General features: G+C 64.5%; 16 protein-coding genes. 5 read left to right on the forward strand and 11 right to left on the reverse strand.

Annotated elements, in window-relative coordinates; translation table 11 throughout:
• Positions 1 to 32: 32 nt before the first annotated feature.
• The 7 genes from rpoB to MYCSP_RS18165 form a co-directional block, all read right to left on the reverse strand.
• The gene (rpoB, locus tag MYCSP_RS18135) at positions 33 to 3548 is read right to left on the reverse strand and encodes a DNA-directed RNA polymerase subunit beta (RefSeq protein ID WP_088414588.1); all 3516 of its coding nucleotides are present in this window, start codon (positions 3546 to 3548) and stop codon (positions 33 to 35) included.
• Positions 3549 to 3921: 373 nt separating this feature from the next.
• Positions 3922 to 6102, reverse strand: a complete 2181-nt coding sequence (locus MYCSP_RS18140) for a molybdopterin-containing oxidoreductase family protein (RefSeq protein ID WP_088414590.1) — start codon at positions 6100 to 6102, stop codon at positions 3922 to 3924.
• Positions 6103 to 6198: 96 nt separating this feature from the next.
• A complete protein-coding gene (locus MYCSP_RS18145) occupies positions 6199 to 7326 on the reverse strand; it encodes an ABC transporter ATP-binding protein (protein ID WP_070910015.1) in 1128 nt (375 codons plus the stop codon).
• 207 nt (positions 7327 to 7533) lie between these two features.
• The gene (locus MYCSP_RS18150) at positions 7534 to 8904 is read right to left on the reverse strand and encodes an MFS transporter (RefSeq protein ID WP_088414592.1); all 1371 of its coding nucleotides are present in this window, start codon (positions 8902 to 8904) and stop codon (positions 7534 to 7536) included.
• A gap of 81 nt (positions 8905 to 8985) precedes the next feature.
• Positions 8986 to 9582, reverse strand: coding sequence for a DUF4126 domain-containing protein (locus tag MYCSP_RS18155; protein ID WP_088414594.1), 597 nt, complete (start codon positions 9580 to 9582; stop codon positions 8986 to 8988).
• 49 nt (positions 9583 to 9631) lie between these two features.
• Positions 9632 to 10183, reverse strand: a complete 552-nt coding sequence (locus MYCSP_RS18160; protein ID WP_157886199.1) for a nitroreductase family deazaflavin-dependent oxidoreductase — start codon at positions 10181 to 10183, stop codon at positions 9632 to 9634.
• A 37-nt stretch (positions 10184 to 10220) separates the two neighbouring features.
• Complete coding sequence (locus MYCSP_RS18165; RefSeq protein WP_083013477.1) at positions 10221 to 11732, reverse strand: carotenoid oxygenase family protein; 1512 nt, start codon at positions 11730 to 11732, stop codon at positions 10221 to 10223.
• 45 nt (positions 11733 to 11777) lie between these two features.
• Here MYCSP_RS18165 and MYCSP_RS18170 point away from each other — a divergent pair, with 45 nt between their 5' ends.
• Positions 11778 to 12533: a TetR/AcrR family transcriptional regulator gene (locus tag MYCSP_RS18170; RefSeq protein ID WP_083013476.1), complete on the forward strand. Its 756-nt coding sequence runs from the start codon at positions 11778 to 11780 to the stop codon at positions 12531 to 12533.
• On the opposite strand, the gene MYCSP_RS18175 is transcribed toward MYCSP_RS18170, so the two are convergent.
• From MYCSP_RS18175 to rplJ, 3 genes are all read right to left on the reverse strand, one after another.
• Entirely contained in the window at positions 12530 to 12829 is a 300-nt protein-coding gene (locus MYCSP_RS18175) for a hypothetical protein (protein WP_131822110.1), read from the reverse strand. The two genes, MYCSP_RS18170 and MYCSP_RS18175, sit on opposite strands and share 4 nt — an antisense overlap.
• Positions 12830 to 12928: 99 nt before the next feature.
• Positions 12929 to 13315 (reverse strand): 50S ribosomal protein L7/L12, encoded by a 387-nt coding sequence (rplL, locus tag MYCSP_RS18180; protein ID WP_070909348.1) that lies wholly within the window; start codon positions 13313 to 13315, stop codon positions 12929 to 12931.
• Between the two features lie 51 nt (positions 13316 to 13366).
• Positions 13367 to 13897, reverse strand: a complete 531-nt coding sequence (gene rplJ / locus MYCSP_RS18185; RefSeq protein WP_070909347.1) for a 50S ribosomal protein L10 — start codon at positions 13895 to 13897, stop codon at positions 13367 to 13369.
• A gap of 295 nt (positions 13898 to 14192) precedes the next feature.
• Between rplJ and MYCSP_RS18190 the strand changes: the two genes are divergently transcribed.
• The 4 genes from MYCSP_RS18190 to MYCSP_RS18205 all read left to right on the forward strand — a co-directional run bounded on the left by MYCSP_RS18190 (position 14193) and on the right by MYCSP_RS18205 (position 18529).
• The gene (locus MYCSP_RS18190; RefSeq protein ID WP_088414598.1) at positions 14193 to 15125 is read left to right on the forward strand and encodes an alpha/beta fold hydrolase; all 933 of its coding nucleotides are present in this window, start codon (positions 14193 to 14195) and stop codon (positions 15123 to 15125) included.
• 111 nt (positions 15126 to 15236) lie between these two features.
• Positions 15237 to 16541: an ABC1 kinase family protein gene (locus MYCSP_RS18195; protein ID WP_083013474.1), complete on the forward strand. Its 1305-nt coding sequence runs from the start codon at positions 15237 to 15239 to the stop codon at positions 16539 to 16541.
• A 1-nt stretch (position 16542) separates the two neighbouring features.
• Positions 16543 to 17487, forward strand: coding sequence for an alpha/beta fold hydrolase (locus MYCSP_RS18200; protein ID WP_162266260.1), 945 nt, complete (start codon positions 16543 to 16545; stop codon positions 17485 to 17487).
• Between the two features lie 181 nt (positions 17488 to 17668).
• Positions 17669 to 18529, forward strand: coding sequence for a cyclopropane mycolic acid synthase family methyltransferase (locus MYCSP_RS18205; RefSeq protein ID WP_088414605.1), 861 nt, complete (start codon positions 17669 to 17671; stop codon positions 18527 to 18529).
• Here the strand turns inward: MYCSP_RS18205 and MYCSP_RS18210 are convergent.
• The gene (locus tag MYCSP_RS18210) at positions 18508 to 19953 is read right to left on the reverse strand and encodes a glycerol-3-phosphate dehydrogenase/oxidase (RefSeq protein ID WP_088414607.1); all 1446 of its coding nucleotides are present in this window, start codon (positions 19951 to 19953) and stop codon (positions 18508 to 18510) included. The two genes, MYCSP_RS18205 and MYCSP_RS18210, sit on opposite strands and share 22 nt — an antisense overlap.
• Between the last annotated feature and the right edge of the window lie 17 nt (positions 19954 to 19970).

A 19970-nucleotide genomic window follows, 5' to 3' on the forward strand; every position in this document is an offset into this window, starting at 1 on the left:
AACTCCCTTTCCCCTTGCGGGATAGAAATCGGTTAGGCGAAGTCCTCAATGGACGCAGATTCGTTGCGGGACAAGTTGATTCCCAGGTTCGCGGCAGCGCGCTCCAGGTCCTCGTCGTCGCCGTCGCGCATTTCGATGGCGGCGCCGTCCTTGGACAGCACCTCCACGTTCAGGCACAGCGACTGGAGTTCCTTGAGCAGAACCTTGAACGACTCCGGGATACCCGGCTCGGGGATGTTCTCGCCCTTGACGATCGCCTCGTAGACCTTCACACGACCGACGGTGTCGTCGGACTTGATGGTCAACAGCTCCTGCAGCGTGTATGCCGCACCGTAGGCCTGCATGGCCCAGCACTCCATCTCACCGAATCGCTGACCACCGAACTGCGCCTTACCACCGAGCGGCTGCTGGGTGATCATCGAGTACGGCCCGGTCGAACGCGCGTGAATCTTGTCGTCGACCAAGTGGTGCAGCTTCAGGATGTACATGTAGCCGACGGTCACCGGGTACGGGAACGGCTCGCCACTACGGCCGTCGAACAGCCGCGCCTTGCCGTCACCATCCACCATGACCTCGCCGTCCCGGTTGGGCAGCGTCGAGGACAGCAGTCCGGTCAGCTCCTCCTCGCGGGCACCGTCGAACACCGGGGTGGCCGTGCGGGTGTCGGCCGGGGCCGACTGCAGGTCCTCGGGGAGGTTCTGCGCCCACTCGGGAGATCCTTCGATGTTCCAGCCGGTCTTGGCCACCCACCCGAGGTGGGTTTCCAGGATCTGGCCGATGTTCATACGACGCGGCACACCATGGGTGTTCAGGATGATGTCCACCGGGGTGCCATCGGGCAGGAACGGCATGTCCTCGACGGGCAGGATCTTGCCGATGACGCCCTTGTTGCCGTGGCGTCCGGCCAGCTTGTCACCGTCGGAGATCTTGCGCTTCTGCGCGACGTACACGCGAACGAGCTCGTTCACGCCGGCGGGCAGATCGTCGTCGTCATCACGCGAGAAGACGCGGATGCCGATGACCTTTCCGGACTCACCGTGCGGCACCTTCAGGGAGGTGTCGCGAACCTCGCGGGCCTTCTCACCGAAGATGGCACGCAGCAGGCGCTCCTCGGGGGTCAGCTCGGTCTCACCCTTCGGGGTGACCTTGCCGACGAGGATGTCGCCGTCGCGAACCTCGGCGCCGATGCGGACGATGCCGCGCTCGTCGAGGTCTGCCAGCACCTCATCGGAGACGTTCGGGATGTCCCGGGTGATCTCCTCGGCGCCCAGCTTGGTGTCGCGCGCATCGATTTCGTGCTCTTCGATGTGAATCGAGGTGAGCACGTCCTCTTCCACCAGACGGTTGGACAGGATGATGGCGTCCTCGTAGTTGTGGCCTTCCCACGGCATGACAGCCACGAGCAGGTTCTTACCGAGGGCCATTTCACCGTTCTCGGTGCAAGGACCGTCGGCGATGACCTGACCGACCTCGACCCGCTGGCCTTCGTCCACGATGGGCTTCTGGTTGGCGCAGGTGCCGTGGTTGGAGCGGGCGAACTTGCGCAACCGGTAGCTCTGGCGGGTGCCGTCGTCGGCCATCACGGTGACGTAGTCGGCGGACACCTCTTCGATGACACCGGCCTTCTCCGCCACGACGACGTCACCGGCGTCGATGGCGGCACGCAGCTCCATACCGGTACCGACCAGCGGTGCCTCGCTGCGCACCAGCGGAACCGCCTGGCGCTGCATGTTGGCACCCATGAGGGCACGGTTGGCGTCGTCGTGCTCGAGGAACGGGATCATGGCGGTCGCGACCGACACCATCTGGCGCGGCGAGACGTCCATGTAGTCCACCTCGGTGGCCGAGACGAACTCGACCTCGCCACCCTTACGGCGGACCAGGATCTTGTCCTCGGTGAAGCGGCCCTCGGCGTCCACAGGCGAGTTGGCCTGCGCCACGACGTGGCGGTCCTCTTCGTCGGCGGTCAGGTAGTGGATCTCGTCAGTAACCACACCATCCGACACCTTCCGATAAGGCGTCTCGATGAAGCCGAACGGGTTGACCCGCGCGTACACCGACAGCGAACCGATCAGGCCGATGTTCGGGCCTTCCGGGGTCTCGATCGGGCACATGCGGCCGTAGTGCGAGGGGTGCACGTCGCGGACCTCAAGGCCGGCGCGGTCACGGGTCAGACCACCGGGGCCCAGCGCCGACAGACGACGCTTGTGGGTCAGGCCCGACAGCGGGTTGTTCTGGTCCATGAACTGCGACAGCTGGCTGGTTCCGAAGAACTCCTTGATCGCCGCCACGACGGGACGGATGTTGATCAGGGTCTGCGGGGTGATCGCCTCGACGTCCTGAGTGGTCATGCGCTCACGCACGACACGCTCCATGCGGGACAGACCGACGCGGATCTGGTTCTGGATCAGCTCACCGACGGTACGCAGGCGCCGGTTACCGAAGTGGTCGATGTCGTCCACATCCACCGGCACCTCGACGCCGCCGGGGGCGGTCATCGTGGTCTGGCCCTCGTGCAAGCGCACCAGGTACTCGATGGTGGCGACGACGTCTTCCTCGGTGAGGGTGGTGGTGGTCACCTGAGCCGGATTGGTACCGCCCAGACCCAGCTTCTTGTTCACCTTGTACCGACCCACGCGGGCCAGGTCGTAGCGCTTCTCCTTGAAGAACAGGTTCTCCAGCAGAGCCTGCGCCGACTCCTTGGTCGGGGGCTCGCCCGGACGCAGCTTGCGGTAGATGTCCAGCAGGGCCTCGTCCGGACCGGCGATGTTGTCCTTCTCCAGGGTGCCCATCATGATCTCGGAGAATCCGAAACGCTCGACGATCTGCTCGTTGGTCCAGCCGAGCGCCTTCAGCAGCACGGTGACGGGCTGGCGACGCTTGCGGTCGATGCGGACGCCGACGGTGTCGCGCTTGTCGACGTCGAACTCGAGCCATGCACCGCGGCCGGGGATGACCTTGACGCTGTGCAGGGTCTTCTCGGTCGACTTGTCGATGCTCTCGTCGAAGTAGACGCCCGGCGAACGGACCAGCTGGGACACCACGACACGCTCGGTGCCGTTGATGATGAAGGTGCCCATGTCGGTCATCATCGGGAAGTCACCCATGAAGACCGTCTGGCTCTTGATCTCACCGGTGTTGTTGTTGATGAACTCGGCCGTGACGAACAGCGGAGCCGCGTACGTCATGTCCTTGTCTTTGCACTCGTCGACGGGTGCCTTGACCTCGTCGAAGCGCGGGTCGCTGAACGACAGCGACATCGAGCCGGAGAAGTCCTCGATCGGCGAAAGCTCCGTGAGGATCTCCTCAAGGCCGCCGGTCGGGTTCACCTCACCACGTGCAGTCGCAACCTCACGCCAGCGCGGCGAGCCAACCAGCCATTCAAAGGACTCCGTCTGCACATCGAGCAGGCCGGGAACCGCAAGCGGTTCACGCAGCTTGGCGAAGGAAAGTCGGCTAGGGGCCCCAGGTACGGAGTTAGTAGTTGCGTTATCGGTCTTAGTCTGGCGAGAGACTGCCAAGATCGGTCCTCCAGTGTTGCCGCGCATCTGCGATGTTTTGCGCAAGCAAACGACCAAACACACACGACAAAAACCACACCGTCAACGGCGAGGGAAGGTGGGCAGGAGGCAGCCAGCGCAACGTCTAACGATAGCGTACTATCGCGCAGCCTTCAACTGCCCGGTCAATTCTGCGGATCAGCACTGGCTAGGCGCCCCGCTTGTTGCCGTGCCGCTGTCCGCACTGTCCGTGCTGCCAAACAGAGTGACTCGTCACACGCCGCCCGTCAAGAGATAGCGCCAGTATTTTCGGTGTTTCTTTCTCCGCAGCACCGAGTGCACACCAGGCGCAGGCGAATGGCCGCAATGACCTGCGCCCGGTATGCGCTCGGCAATATGAATGCGCTGCCCCGTGCGCCGGTCATGCTCGCTGGATGCGGACAGGCACCCCGTTCAGGCGCGCCATCCCGGCCAGCGCCTCCAGGTCGTCGGGCTCGCTGGACATCAGCAGGTTGACGTTGGCACCCGGGTTTGCGTTGGCGGTGTTCCATCCGGCGCGGCGACGGTGCCCCCAGCCGTGCGGCACGGCGACAACCCCCGGAAGGATGTCCTTGCTCACCTGAGCCGGCACCTCGATCTCGCCCTGCGCGGAGGTGATGGTCAGCAGGTCATCGGTCGCCACACCGAGCCGGTCGGCGTCATAGGCATGGATGAGGGCACGTTGCACTCGCCCGCCCCGCATCAGCATCGGCACGTTGTGCATCCAGGAATTCTCCGAACGGGCCTCCCGCATACCGATCAGGCGCATAGGGAACCGCGGATCGTGTGTCCGCGCGACCAGTGAGGCGACCTCGGTCTCAATATCCTTGTGTTGCAGTCGAACCCGCCCATTGAGATACGACACCGAATGCGACAGCGGCACCTCCGGCAAGTGTTCGGCGAGGACCTTGCCGTGCGGATACTCATGGCTGAGCCGATCGAAGGTCAGGCCCCGGCGACGCAGCCGGAATCGGTCGCCTCCCTCGGACAACCTGATCAGCGCGTCCACGAAGAGCCGGGGCTGCAGCCGCGAACCGAACACGGCCAGCGTTCTGCGCACGCCCTCGATGAGCCGCAGGCCCGGCGTGAGGTCGCCGAGCCTGCTGGTGAGGTCGTCGATGATCTGCCATTCCTGGCGCGCCTGCCCCGCGGGAGCCGTCACCGCCTCGGTTACCTGCCGGAAAGGCGCGGGCCGCAGCATCGCGAAGGGGATCATGAAATCGTCGCGCTCGTACATGGTCGTGGCCGGCAACACGTAGTCACAGTGCGCCAACGTCTCGTTGACGTAGAGGTCAATACCCACCATCAAGTCCAGCTGCGCGAACGCGGCCTCCAACTCGTTGCCGTTGGGCACCGAGAGCACCGGGTTTCCCGCTCCCACGAACAGCGCCCGGATCTGGCCCCGGCCCGGGGTGGTGATCTCCTTGGCCATGATCCCCGCCGGTTCCGAGGCCAATACCGAGGGGAAACCGCCGATACGAGAGCGGCGGCGGCGGTACACCGAGCCCAGCAGGGCGCCGACCGCCTTCATGGCGAATCGCTCACCCGGCATGCCCAGCGATCCGAACATCGAGCCACCCGCACGGCCCAGGTTTCCCGCGGCCAGGTTCACGACATCGAGCAGATACGTTGTGAGCGTTCCATTTTGGCCGAGGCACGTGCCCACCCTGCCGTACACCACGGAGCGGTCGGCGACGACGAGATCGCGGGCCAACTGCCGGACCGCACCGGGATCGATGCCGGTGTGCTCCTGCGTCGATTCTGGCGTGAACGGCCTTGCCAGCTGCTCGAGCCAGGCGGCGCCGCTGGCCTGCTCGGCCAACCGGGCCCTGTCGATGAGCCCTTCCTCGAACATCACCTGCAGCAGCGACAACAGTAGGAAAGCGTCGCCGTCGGGGGCAATGCCAAGCCATTCGAAGTCCGCCGCGGTTTCTGTGCGGCGGGGATCGATCACCAGCACCCTTCCCCCACGCTTGACCACCGCCTTCATGTGATCGCGTATTCGCGGGATGGTCACCCCGGAGCCGTGGGATACGACGGGATTGGCCCCGATGACCACCAACAGGTCGGTGCGTGGGATGTCCGGAATCGGCATGGTCACCGAGTTCCCATAGAGCAGCTGACTGGCGACAAATCGGCTGTTGATGTCCTGCGAACCCGCCGTGAACAGATGCAGCCGGGAGCCGAATCCCAGGCTCAGCATCAACAACCAGAGCACATGCGAATAGCTGAACGCCCCCGGGTTGCCGAAGTACCAGCCCAAGGCGCCGGATCCGTGCGCCCGGTGGATAGCGCGCACGCGCTCGGCGATATCGGCCATCGCGGTATCCCAGTCGACCGGCTCGAACTCCCCGGAGGGTGTGCGTCGCATGGGGGTGATCAGCCGGTCGGGATCGTTGTGCACATCGGCGAACGCAATCCCCTTCTGACAGGAGAACCCCGATGACGCCGGGTTCTCCTTGTCGGGACGCAGCGAGAGCAGCTTGCCGTCCTCGACCGTGGCGATCATGCCGCACAGCGGTTCACAGATACGACAGAACGTTGTCTTCGTTTCGACTGTCATAGTCGGCACCGCTTTCACGCGCGTCCACAGGGCTGACCCCTATCAGATAACGCACGTTCGCAAATATCAACCCCTGATTTGTTCAGGGGTGCGCCACTACCCCCGTACGGGCGGGATCTGACCCGTCGGAGCGTCGTCGTCACTGGCGTCGATGCTCTGCGTGGGCTCCTCGGCGTGCGGCGGCGCCAACGTGGCGGTGGTCACGCCGGTGGGCTCGTCGCCGAAGTCGTGCACGCGGTACTGGTGCGTCCCGGCGAAGCTGTCCTGAATCGCGGCCTGGGCGTTCGGCGGCAGCTGGTGCATGATCTCGCGCACGCGCGCCTGACGGCGGCCGACTGCCTTGCGCTCGGGCATGCCCGGGGTGGCCTGAATCTGCGGGGGCACACCCTCGATCTCCTCGACACCACCGTCGTGGTGCCCCGCGTCCAGGTGCGCCTGCTCCTCGGCCATGGTGGCCTCGTCCTTTTCCTCGGACATACCGATCGGACCGATACGACGGCCGTTGAGGAACTGCTTGATCACCGGCTCGTCGCTGGTCAGCAGGACCTCGCGCGGACCGAACATGACCAGGTTGCGGCGGTAGAGCATGCCCATGTTGTCCGGGACGGTACGGGCGATGTTGATGTTGTGCGTCACGATCAGGATCGTGGCGTCGATCTGCGCGTTGATGTCGATGAGCAGCTGGCTCAGGTAGGCGGTACGGACCGGGTCCAGACCGGAGTCGGGCTCGTCACAAAGGATGATCTGCGGATCCAGCACCAGCGAGCGGGCCAGACCGGCACGCTTGCGCATACCGCCGGAGATCTCACCGGGGAACTTGGTCTCGTGGCCGGTCAGACCCACCACGTCAAGCTTCTGCATGACGATGTCACGGATCTCGGATTCCTTCTTCTTGGTGTGCTCACGCAAGGGGAAGGCGGTGTTGTCATACAGGTTCATCGAACCGAACAGCGCGCCGTCCTGAAACATCACGCCGAACAGCTTGCGGATCTCGTACAGCTCCTTGGAAGAGCACTCCATAATGTTCGTGCCGTCGATGTAGATGGCGCCCTGCTCCGGGCGCAGCAGACCGATCAGCGACTTCAGAAACACCGACTTACCGGTACCCGACGGCCCCAGCAGCACACTGACCTCACCCGGCGGCAGGGACAGCGTGACGTTCTCCCAGATTCGTTGTGAACCAAAGGACTTGGTCAAACCCTCGACGGAGACTTCTGCACCCACCAGGCGATCCTTCCGCAACACGCACACTTCACCACCAACCCGGCCAGGCTGTGGTTCGGATCACTTTAGCGCATGCCCAAGAGCTGCATCGCGTTTGTGTCCAGACCGCGGCCAAGGACCGGCTAACTGTGATAACCAGCCACTACGCAATTAGTAGGGCGCGGTGTCACCCGGCTTGCACCGAGGCTCCCGCTATCTCCCGCACACCTACGCGTCGGCGGACTCCCTATCGGCCGAACCACTGCGCCGTCGCTCCACGATGAGCAGCGCCCCGGCCAGCAGTGCGATCAGCACGACGATCAGCCCGACGATGTCGGCGAAGACAGTCGGGTGTGCCAGGCCGTACCCGGTCAGCAGGTCCACCTGGGCGCGCTGCCTGACGAACTCGCCGAGGACCGCCCCCAGTGCGGATGCGGTGACCGCCAGACCCCCGACCACGGTCAGCTGCACGGGTGACACCCCATGGAACACCGCGTAGAACAGATAGACCGCCAGCGTCGAGATGCCGGCCCCGGAGAGCAGCAGGCCCAGGAGCAATCCATTCTCCGTGTGGGCGGAGTGCAGTTCGACCACGGTCGCGGCGACTCCGGCCACCAGCAAGACAACGCCAAGCACCGCCACGAGCGTGCGCTTTCCGGCATCGATCAGGTACCCGGCCACCGGCGCCAAGACCAATCCGGCGGCGAAAAGTGCTATTGGCGGGGTATCCGAAGGCGCCAGCTCACGGTCGATCGCCCACCACATCGCCGCGTGGTCGAAGTCCGCGAACCGCACCAGGAAGGTCAGCACGGTGATCGCCAAGAGCGCGGCCAGCACGACCGGACGGGTCAGGACCTCCGCGGCGATCAACGCGGCCGAGCCCCTGCGCCGGGTCTGCGCGAAGAGCGCACCAAAGGCCACCAGGGCAATGATTCCGAGGATCACCGCACGCACCGGAGAGGACTCGTCGATCAGCAGCCAAGCCAGCGCGGACACCCCGACCAGCCACAGCAGCGCGCCGACGAGGTCGAAGGTGTCGAATGTGCCGACGAACTCGCGGTGTGGCTGCGTGAGAACCACAATCAGCACCACCACGGTCGCCGCGAGGATCCCATAGGTGATCGGACGCCAGTTCTGTGGCGAGTTGATGTCCAGAACCTCGCCCGCCAACATGGCCAACGGGTACATGGCTACCCAGAATCCCAGGGATAGCCCGCGGCCACGTCTGGGTGTGGAATGCAGGACGATCAGCATCGAAGCCACCATGGTCAGACCCGCCCCCAGCGCGGAAACCAGCATCACCCAGGCGAGCAAGGTCGCCGAGCCCGGGATCAACGATCCGGCCGTCGACAGGCCAAGGATCACCAGTCCGGCGGCCAGGAAGGTCGTCGGCCGGATGTGATTTCCCAAACGGGCGAACACAAGCAATGTCACCACTGCCACCACGTCGCCCGCGACGGTCGCCCATTCGATCGAGCCGAGGGCGTCGTCACCCCGGTCCACTCCCCACACCGCCGCTAGACCGTGGTCCAGCATGGTCAACCTCGCCACGAACAGTGCGGCGCACGCGATAACTACGTGCCGTACGGCCAGATTCATGTCACCTTCATTTCTCTCGTCAGCTCACTCTATGGGCCCCAGCCACATTCGTCCTGCGATAGCGGTTATCACCGGGGCAACCTACGGGCTGGCCGCGCCGGTTTGACGCCTACCGCGCGCCCATCGAATCGCCCGGTAGATCAGCCATCCGAGCCCGACCAAAAGCACCAGCACCACGACGAATGCGAGAAGCGGCACGGCCAACGCGAGAATCGTCAACACCAGCGAGGTGCCGTCCTCGGCGGTCGAGACCACCGGGTTTCCCACGCCGGCAGTGGTTCCGGTCACGAAGGGGCGTGCGACGGTCCGGCTGGCATGCACACTGCCCGCAGTAATGGCCCCCAGAATCGCCGCCACGGCCGGCGGCAGATGCGACGAGAGACTTGTCTCCGCGGTGAACAGAATCGCCCCCGACGCCGGCGCGATGAAGGTACCCACCGCATGCAGGACGGAGTCCAGGGCCGGAATCTTGTCTCCGATGAGGTCGAGCACGAAGACGACCGCGAGCACGATGAGCGCCGGGGTGGAGGACAGCCAGCCGTACGACGGGCCGAGCTCGATCCACCCGAACCGATCGGCGGCGCCCACCGCCAGCAGCGGCAGCCAGGCATTCAGCCCGGCGGCACCCGAGAGCCCGAATGCCCCGAGGATGGCACTGATGGCTGAAGTGATCTCCATGTCACGAGTGTGACGCCGTCAGCCGGTTTCAGCGACGCTTTCCTCAGTGTCACGCTCGACTGCCGAGTTCCACGACGAGCGGCGTCCCACCTTCGAACCAGGCGCGATGCAATTCGATGATCTTGCGCCGCGACGGCAAACCCTTGCGGTGAAACATGTTCTCGACGTAGTCGAAGAGATGGACGACACCGCAGAACCGCTCGTGAGCCGCCTCGTACACCGGATCGCCCGGGGCGATCGGCCGAGCCTCTCCCGCATACGTTCCGCCGGTCAGGCCAATCCGCACCTGTGGATTGGCCTGAATGTTCTTGACCCACAGGGTGTGCCGACCAGTGATCGCGGCCAGGTACACCCTGTCCCCGTCACGCACGGCCTTGACATAGGTGACGCGTGGGCTCCCCGACTTCCTTCCGACGGTGGTCAGTATCCCGACGCCACGAGGTACCCGGACCGCAAACCACGGGCGGTGTATCGCATGCAGCGCGCCGGCGAACCGACGTCGCTGTGCCAGCGGAGCCGCGGTCGTGTCCAATCCGGGCATGCGCTCAAAGACGTACTGCCCGTCGGTATAACGCAGGGAGTCGGGCAGTGGGCCGTTCATGGATGAACCGTGTGCGCGTAGGCCGTCGGCCATGGCCTCAGCGGGGGGCCCAGTTGCCGTGGAACCCGGCCGGAACGCGCTGCGGCAGATGCACCGTGGCCATCAGATCCAGCGAGCCCGCATCCAGGAGCAGCAGCTGCCCCTCGTCGGATCGGCGGTCGACCGCGAAACCCATCAGCACGCCGTCGTCCTCCGTGGCCGCCGTGGGGTTCGGCACGAACGACACCTCCCCCAGCACGATGGCGGGGTCCAGTCGGCTCGAGACACTGGACCCGGTCTCGTAGTCGTACTTGACGATGCTGCCTCCGGCCGCTTCACCGGCGCTGAAGAAGTTCTCGACATCCGGCAGATACCCGTAGCGATGCTTCTTGCCTGTCAAAGCCTCGTTGATGCGCGGGAATTCAAGTTGCCGGTCGTCCTTGCGCTCCATGTGCACCGTGCCCTTGGCCAGATCGATCGTCCAGCGATCCAGCTGACCCTTGGCATCGCTGGGGCCAAGCACATCGTGAGAGAACATCGAGTCGTACCGCACCAGGTCGATCACGATTACCTCTGAGCCGTTGCGCGTTTCGGAGTAACCGTTGAGCGGGTGAAAGACATAACACGGGTCGATCTGGAACCACCGCACGGGTGCCTGCCGAGAGGGGTCGTCGCCCTCACGCGGCATCACCCCAATCCTCGCCGGGTACTTGGTGTTCCAGGAATACGGAATGGACGGGGACTTCCCGGAGTATTGGCTGGCCTTCGCCGCGATGGGCCCGGGTATCTTCACCTTTCCGATGAGTGAGTTCATGACGATCTGGGCGGGCTTGCGCAGTAGCCGTGGCACAGGCACGGACTGGCTGATCATCGACATGTCGAGCGTGACCGGCAGATCGTAAAAAACGACGTACTTCTCGGTGAGGGTGAAGTCGTGCATCATCGGCGACCCGTGCACCTGGATGTCCACGGTCCGCCGGGCGCGGCCGTTGGTATCGATAACTGAGTATTGGACCGAACTTCCGCGAGCGAAAGAGTATGAGACGGCATGCATTTCACCGGTATCGGGGTCGGTGTGCGGGTGCGCCGTATACCCACCGGGCAGGGTGCCGTCGAAATCACAGGTGCCGACGGTGTCGAGGTCCTCGGTGAGTTCGTAGTTGGCGATGCCGCCTTCAACCAGAGCGAGCGTGCGTCCGGCATGGTCGAGCACGTTGGTGTTCGGCCCGATGACGCCCATGCCCGCACTCGTGCTGATGGCGGCGGGGTGCACCTCGCCAAGCGCCTTGCTCACCGACGGGGTGCGTACCCAGCGATTGCGATACCACTGCGCCTTACCGTCGCGCAGCGATAGTCCGTGCACCATCGCATCGCCGCTGAAGAGGTGGTATGCGGCAGGGTCCACCTCGGCCGCCGGGTTGGGGCCGTTACGCAGATACCTGCCATCGAGGTGCTCGGGCAGCGTTCCGGTCACCTGAAGGTCGACGCTGTCCACCTCCTGCTGGACCGGTTCCCAGATCCCGGTCAGATATGGACTCGCGTTGGTGGTCGGCTGAGCTGTGGCAGTCATGGCGTCCTCCGGGGCTGGCTGGCATAACACTGTTATTACGACGTTATGGTGAACCTACTCCCGTTGTGCGAACATGGCAAGACCATGAGTTCATCTGCGCCGAGAAATAGCCAGGGAAACGACCGGACCGCCGTCCGCAATCCCCGGATCGACCTTGTCACCGCAGCCGTACAACTCCTCAACGAGCAAGGCCCCGACGCGCTGCAGACGCGCAAGATCGCCGCGGCGGCCGGCACCTCCACGATGGCGGTCTATACCTACTTCGGCGGAATGCGCGAGCTGATCGCGGAGGTTGCCGAGGAGGGGCTGCGCCAATTCGCCGACGCGCAGGCGGTAGTCGCACAGACCGACGATGTGATCGCCGACCTCATGATGACAGGAATGGCCTACCGCCAGTTCGCCATCGACAGCCCGCACATGTATCGGCTGATGTTCGGCGTGACCAGTGCACACGGTGTCAACGCACCCCGCAAGAATATGTTCGACACCACGCACGTCACGCCGGAGCACCCCAGCGCGGCTTACCTGTTCCGCTGCGTACAACGCGCGATGGCCGCCGGCCGGATCGACGGCTCCCCCGACGATGCTGCGAAGGTCGCCGCGACCGCCGCCAAATTCTGGACCATCATGCACGGGTTCGTCATGCTGGAGCTCGCCGGCTTCTGGGGCGAGGACGGCGCGGCGGTGGGCCCGGTGCTGGGCTCGATGACCACGGATCTGCTTGTCGCCCTGGGCGATACCCCTGATCGGGTGAGCGGGTCAACCGCCGCGGCGGCCGCCCGGCTGGCGGCGTCGCTCTAGGGCGCCCAGGAGATTTCCTCCCCCTCGTCGTCCGGCCGAGTCGTGGCAGCGACGGGAGCCGGCGCCGGTTCCGGCGTCATGTCGCGTAATGCCGACATCGCCCGGGCCGCCCGCGCGGCGGGGACGCGCATGTCGACCGCGAGGCGCGTCAACAGCCGCCGGCGCAATTCGTCCTCGGTCGGTACCGGTCTCCGAGACGACACCGCGACCGGCGCCGCGGTGCGTCGACGACGCGCGCGAAGCACCACGAGGAGCAGCAGAAGACAGCCCACCACCGCCAGCACGTAGACAGCCACGTTGTCGAGTGTGCGGAGTGTGTCGATTTTCCGCACATTCGACAACGAAATCGGCCCCGCAAGTCCGAAGACTTACGGGGCCGATCGAGGTGCTGCGAACTACTTGACGGTGACCGTGGCGCCGGCGGCCTCGAGCTTGGCCTTGGCGTCGTCGGCGGCCTCCTTGGCGACCTTCTCCAGCAGCGGCTTGGGGGCGCCGTCGACCAGATCCTTGGCTTCCTTCAGACCCAGGCCGGAGACGATCTCGCGGACAACCTTGATGACGCCGATCTTCTTGTCGCCGGCGCTCTCCAGGATGACGTCGAACTCGCTCTGCTCTTCGGCAGCCTCGGCGGCCGGGGCAGCGCCACCGACAGCGGCGACGGCGACCGGAGCGGCAGCGGTGACCTCGAAGACCTCTTCGAAGGTCTTGACGAACTCGGACAGCTCAAGCAGCGTCAGCTCCTTGAAAGCATCGATCAGTTCCTCGGTGCTCAGCTTTGCCATGATGTTGGTTCCTTCCTTGATTTACAACAGGTTTGGGTTGATGCAGGCGTCTTAGGCAGCCGACTCTTCGGCAGCCTTCTTCTCCTGCAGGGCGGCGGCCAGGCGTGCAACCTGGGACGCCGGGGCGTTGAACAGCCCGGCGGCCTTGGCCAGGTTGCCCTTCATCGCGCCGGCCAGCTTGGCCAGCAGCACCTCGCGCGATTCCAGATCGGCGATGCGCTCAACCTCGGCGACTGACAGAGCGCGGCCATCCATGTAGCCGCCCTTGATGATCAGTGCCTTGTTGTCCTTTGCGAAGGTCTTGATGGCCTTCGCTGCGTCCACGGGCTCGCCCTTGATGAACGCGATTGCCGTTGGGCCGGCGAACAGGTCGTCCAGGCCCTCCACACCGGCGTCCGCGGCCGCACGCTTGACCAGCGTGTTCTTGGCGACGGAGTAGGTGGCGGAAGCTCCGAGGGAGCGGCGCAGGGTGGCCAGAGCGGACACCGACAAGCCGCGGTACTCGGTGATCACGGTCGCAGTTGAATCCTTGAACTGCTCGGTGATCTCGGCAACGGCGGTGACCTTGTCAGTCTTGGCCATGTATTGCCTCCTCATCTCGTTTCGGTCGCTACACCGGCAACCGATGGTCGAGAAGGCTTTCCGCATTTCAACTCGATTGAAATGACGAACGCCCCGACGCAGACAGGTCGGGGCGCGAAAATCCACGGATTTTTGGCCCGCGGTCTAACCTCGTCCTCCTGCGTGGGCCGTCAGGACGAATCCTGAACCTTCAACCTCACGAGAGGTGACCGACGGTCTTCGGTGGAGCTGCGTCAGATTACCGCAGATGAGGGCGATCATCCAAAACGGCCCGAAAGTCCCGTGGTATCCAGGAATGGTGCCGCTGTCCTCCGAAGTTCCGACCCGCTCGGGCATCGCACGCAATGGCGATATCGAGCTGTTCTACGAAGACCTGGGTGACCCGCACGATCCTGCCGTCATCCTGGTGATGGGAGTCGCCGCCCAGCTGCCGATGTGGCCCGATGGGTTCTGCCAACGGCTCCTCGACAGCGGCTATCGGGTGATCCGGTTCGACAACCGCGATTGTGGACTCTCGACGAAGCTGGACGGTCACAAGGCACCGGGTTCGGTGCAGCGCCGGGTGGTGCGCTACGCCTTCGGCCGGGGCAGCGAGGTCCCCTACACCCTGGTCGACATGGCCGAGGACGTCCGCAGTCTCGTGGACCACCTCGGTCTCGGCAAGGTGCATATCGCGGGAGCCTCGATGGGCGGCATGATCGTGCAGGTCTTCGCGGGTACCTACCCCGAGCGGGTCAACTCGGTGGGCATCATCTATTCGGCGACCGGGCGCCCGTTCTCACGGCCGCCGTCCTGGGAACTGATCAGGACCGCCATGAACGCCCCGGGCAAGAACGCCACCGCCGAGGAGTGGCTGGAGTTCGAGGTGAACAACGGCATCGTCTACAACGGGCCCGACAACCTGCCCTCCCGTGAGGAGCTGCGGCAACGCATCCTCGATCACCGGGCCCGCAGCGACTACAAGATCGGCACGGTGCGCCAGTTCGACGCCATTCTGGGTACCGGGAGCCTGCTGCGCTTCACCCGCGCCATCACCGCACCGACCGTCGTGATCCACGGCCGCAACGACCCCCTGGTGCCGTACCAAAACGGGCGGGTGGTGGCCAAGAACATCCGTAACGCACGTTTTGCCCTGATCGAAGGGATGGGGCACGACCTGCCCGAGCCCGTGTGGGCACCCGTCACCAGTGAGTTGTTGACAACTTTTGACAGCTGCGTGCAGGACTGAGTAGGGCCGCGGGGGCACGATGCGGCACACTTGCATTTCATGACTGCGCAAGAACGGTCCGGCCGAAGCGTGGGTGAGGGTCGCGGACGTCAGGTTGCCCCACTCGGGCGCGTGGCCCTGCTCTCCGAGGCCGCTCGGTTGGGCACCACCGGCTGGCAGGTCGCCCGCACCGCCGGACGCGTGCTGGGCAAGCTCACCAAGAAGGGCAGCCTTGAGCAGAAGCTGATCGCCGAGCTCCCGCAGACCTTCTCCGATCTCGGACCCACGTACGTCAAGCTCGGCCAGATCATCGCGTCCAGCCCGGGCGCCTTCGGCGAGCCCTTGTCCCGCGAATTCCGCGGGCTACTGGACCGCGTTCCGCCCGCCGATCCGGCGCAGGTACGCGAGCTCATCATCTCCGAGCTCGGAGATGAACCCGAGAAGCTGTTCGCGTCCTTCGATACCGAACCGTTCGCGTCCGCGTCCATCGCCCAGGTGCATTACGCGACGCTGCATTCCGGCGAGGAGGTGGTGGTCAAGATCCAGCGACCGGGGATCCGCCGACGGGTCGCGGCGGATCTGCAGATCATGAAGCGCGGCGCCAGGCTCCTGGAGCTCGGCAAGGTGGGCCGGATGCTTTCGGCCCGCGACGTGGTGGACGACTTCTCCGGAAACCTTTCCGAGGAACTGGATTTCCTCGCCGAGGGCCAGGCCATGCAAACCTGGGTGGAGCACCTGCACACCTCGTCGCTCGGCAAGAACATCCGGGTTCCGGATGTGCACTGGCACTACACGACCTCCAAGGTGCTCACCATGGAGCGGGTGCACGGCATCCGCATCGACGACGCACCGGCAATTCGCAAGGCGGGATTCGACGGCACCGAGCTGGTGAAGTCGCTGCTGTTTTCCGTGTTCGAATCCGGCCTGCGCCAGGGACTGTTCCACGGCGACCTACATGCGGGCAACCTACTGGTGGACGACGAGGGCCGGATCGTGTTCCTGGACTTCGGCATAGTCGGCTTCATCGATCCGCGGACGCGTTGGCTGTTGCGGGAATTGATCCACGCGCTCCTGGTCAAGAAGGACCATCGCGCCGCAGGCAAGATCGTCGTGCTGCTGGGAGCCGTCGGTAATCCAGGAGACGCCGACAAGGGCACCCGTGACATTCAGGAATTCGCCACTCCTCTGACGATGAAATCGCTTGGGGACATGTCCTATTCGGATATCGGCAAGCAGCTTTCCGCACTCGCCGAGCAGTATGACGTCAAGCTGCCGCGCGAGCTGGTGCTCATCGGCAAGCAGTTCCTGTACGTCGAGCGCTACATGAAACTGTTGGCACCGCGCTGGCAGATGATGGAGGACCCGGAACTCAAGGGATACTTCGGCAATTTCATCGTCGACATCAGCCGTGAGCACAACCGTGAGGGAGATATCTGAGATGACGGCCCACATCGCCAAGGTTGGCGATATCGAGTTGTGTTACGAGGAGTTCGGTAATCCGGCCGACCCCGCCGTGCTGCTCATCATGGGCATCGGCGCGCAGATGGTGTTCTGGCGTCCCGAGTTCTGCCAGCAGCTCGCCGACCAGGGCCACCGGGTCATCCGGTTCGACAATCGGGACTGCGGCCTGTCCACGAAACTGGACGGGGTGCGTGCCGGCGGCGGATCACTGCTGCCGAGCATGGCGAAATTCCTTGCCGGAGTGAAGATCACCGGCACGGCCTACACCCTGGTCGACATGGCCGCCGACACCGCCGGCCTATTGGATCATCTCGACATCGACAAGGCACACATAGTGGGTGCCTCGATGGGCGGCATGATCGCGCAGGTATTCGCCGCCGAACATCCCGATCGGACCGCGACGGTCACCATCATCATGTCGAGTAACAACCAGCCCTTCCTGCCGCCACCGGGACCGCGCCAACTGATGGCATTACTGAAGCCTCCGCCCGCCGATGCCACCCGCGAGCAGATCATCGCCAACAGCGTCCAAGTCGGCCGAACCATCGGCAGCCCCAAATACCGCCAGTCGCAAGCGAAGTCGTACCTGCATGCCGCCGAGTACTACGACCGCAGCTATTACCCCAGGGGATTTGCACGACAGTTCGCCGCGATCATGGGCACCGGCAGCTTGGCACCCTTTGACAACCGAATCACTTCTCCCGCACTGGTTTTACACGGCAAGGCCGACAAATTGATGCGCCCTTCGGGTGCGCGGGCCATCGCTCGGGCCATCCCCGGAGCGCGCCTGGCACTGATCGACGGGATGGGGCACGACCTGCCCGAACCGCTGTGGAATCGAATCATCAACAAGCTCACCGAAAACTTCGCTCGGTCGGAACCCGCGGAGGACACTTCCGAATCCGAAGCCGCGGGTCGCTAATTAGCTCCGCTAGGGAACGATTTTGGCGAGTTCAGATCGCTTGTTAATTCTCCGCGGAATCCTTGTCGCTGCTGTAATCGTGCTCTAGCCTCTGCACGGAACACACAGCCACAATCAAGATCCAATATTCGTCCGCGCGCCGTTCGGGGCTCCGCGCCAATCTCTCTCGAGAGGCCGCCGCATGCCAAAATTGACCCCAAAGTTCTCGGACGTACAGGCCCACTACGACCTGTCCGATGACTTCTTCGCCCTGTTTCTCGATCCCAGCAGGACATACAGTTGCGCGTATTTCGAGCCCGCGGACCTGACGCTGGAACAAGCCCAGCAGGCCAAGATCGATCTCGCGCTCGGAAAACTGAACCTGGAACCGGGAATGACGCTGCTGGACGTGGGCTGCGGCTGGGGTTCCACCATGAAACGGGCCCTTGAGCACTACGACGTCAACGTCATCGGCCTGACGCTCAGCAAGAACCAGTTCGCCTACGTGAACGCCCTCCTGGACTCCACCGAGAGTTCGCGCAACTACGAGGTTCGGCTGGCCGGCTGGGAGGAATTCGAGGGCTCGGTCGACCGAATCGTCAGCATCGGCGCCTTCGAGCACTTCGGGCACGAACGGTATGACAGCTTCTTCGCGATGGCTCACCGCGTGCTGCCGGCCGACGGAAAAATGTTGCTGCACACCATCGTCAGCCACCACCCCGACGAGTGGAAACGCATGGGAATTCCGCTGCTGATGTCACGGGTCCGGTTCATCTACTTCATCGGCACCGAGATATTTCCTGGTGGGCGTTTACCTTCCGTGCCGATGGTGGACAAGCACGCCGCATTGGGCGGCTTCCACATCACCCGCCATCAGTCGCTGCAACCTCACTACGCACGGACTCTGGACTGCTGGACCGAGAATCTCGTCGCCCACAGGGACGAAGCGATCTCCCTTCAATCCCAAGAGGTCTACGACCGGTACATCAAGTACTTGACCGGATCCGCACAGGGTTTCCGTGAGGGCTGGATCGACGTCGTTCAGTTCACCTGCGAGAAGTAGGAGTCGACCAGGCCCTGCACCGCCCCCAGGGCCGCCTCCCGGTCGGCGGGCACCAGCCCGATCCGAGTGCGCCGATCGAGAATGTCGTCGGCATCGAGCGCACCCTCATGGGTGAGCGCGAACTCGGCCTGTTCGCGGGTGATGTCGATGCCGTCCACCAACGGGGTGCCGACGGCGCCGGACCAGTCGTCCACGACCGCCAGGTTCTGTGTCACGCACTCCCCGGCGGCCAGCGGACTACGTTCCAGCCCCGCATCCAGTGCGTCCTGGGCCATTTTTCGATAGGTGGTCAGCTTGCCGCCGACCACACTGACGACTCCGGACTCCGATACGCGCACCGCGTGCTTTCGGGACAGATCCGCGGTCGCCGAGTCGTCGCCGTCGAGCAGGGGCCGCAGGCCCGCGAAGCGCCCCACCACATCCGCTTCGGACAGCGAGGTCTGTAGCACCGTATTGACGGTGTCGAGCAGGAATTGTTCCTCTGCCGCAGAGGGTTCGGCCACATCGGGAATCGGGCCGGGTGCCGGCTCGTCGGTGAGCCCCAGGTACACCCGATCGTGGATCGCGGGCAGCGCGAACACGAACCGGCTAATGCTGCCGGGCACCGGAACCGTCAGCGCCGCGGTGAGACCGCCGAAGCTCTGGGCCCGGAAAACCAGGTGTGTCCCCCGGCTCGGGCGCAACTTGATATCGCGATCGACCTGCCCCGCCCATACTCCGGCGGCATTGATGACCAAACCCGCCTGTACCCGGACGGCATCGCCGGTCAGTTCATCGCGAAGGACGGCCCCTTCTCCGGTGACCTGTTCGGCAGAGACCCGTGTGAGGATCCGGGCGCCCAAACCCGCCGCCGTGCGCGCTACCGAAACCACCAGCCGTGCATCGTCCACCAGCTGACCGTCGAAGGCGATGAGTCCACCGCGAAGTCCGTTGCGCCGCACTGTCGGTGCCCGTCGAATCACCTCGCCGGCCTCGATGGCACGCGATCGCGGCAGCACATCGGCCGAGGTATGCGCGAGCTTGCGCAGTCCATCGCCGGCGATGAATCCTGCCCGCACCAGGGTTCGGCTGAACATGCTCACCGAGGGATGCAGCGGGACCACCTGAGCCAACGGGTGAATGAGATGAGGGGCGGTACGGGTCATCAGGATGTGACGCTCGACCGCACTCTCCCTGGCGATGCCGATCTGACCCGATGCGAGATAGCGCAATCCGCCGTGCACCAGCTTCGAGCTGAACCTGCTTGTACCGAAGGCTAAATCATGCTTCTCAACCAGAGTGACACGCAGTCCGCGGCTCGCCGCGTCGAGCGCCACGCCCACTCCGGTGATGCCGCCTCCGATGACCAGGACATCGACCGGGGCACCGCCGGCCAGCGCGGCGAGGTCGGCGCCGCGGCGGGTGCTGTTGAGCTGGGTTGTCATGAACTCTCCTAAGGGGC

It is taken from the genome of Mycobacteroides saopaulense (assembly GCF_001456355.1).
Lineage (GTDB): Bacteria > Actinomycetota > Actinomycetes > Mycobacteriales > Mycobacteriaceae > Mycobacterium > Mycobacterium saopaulense.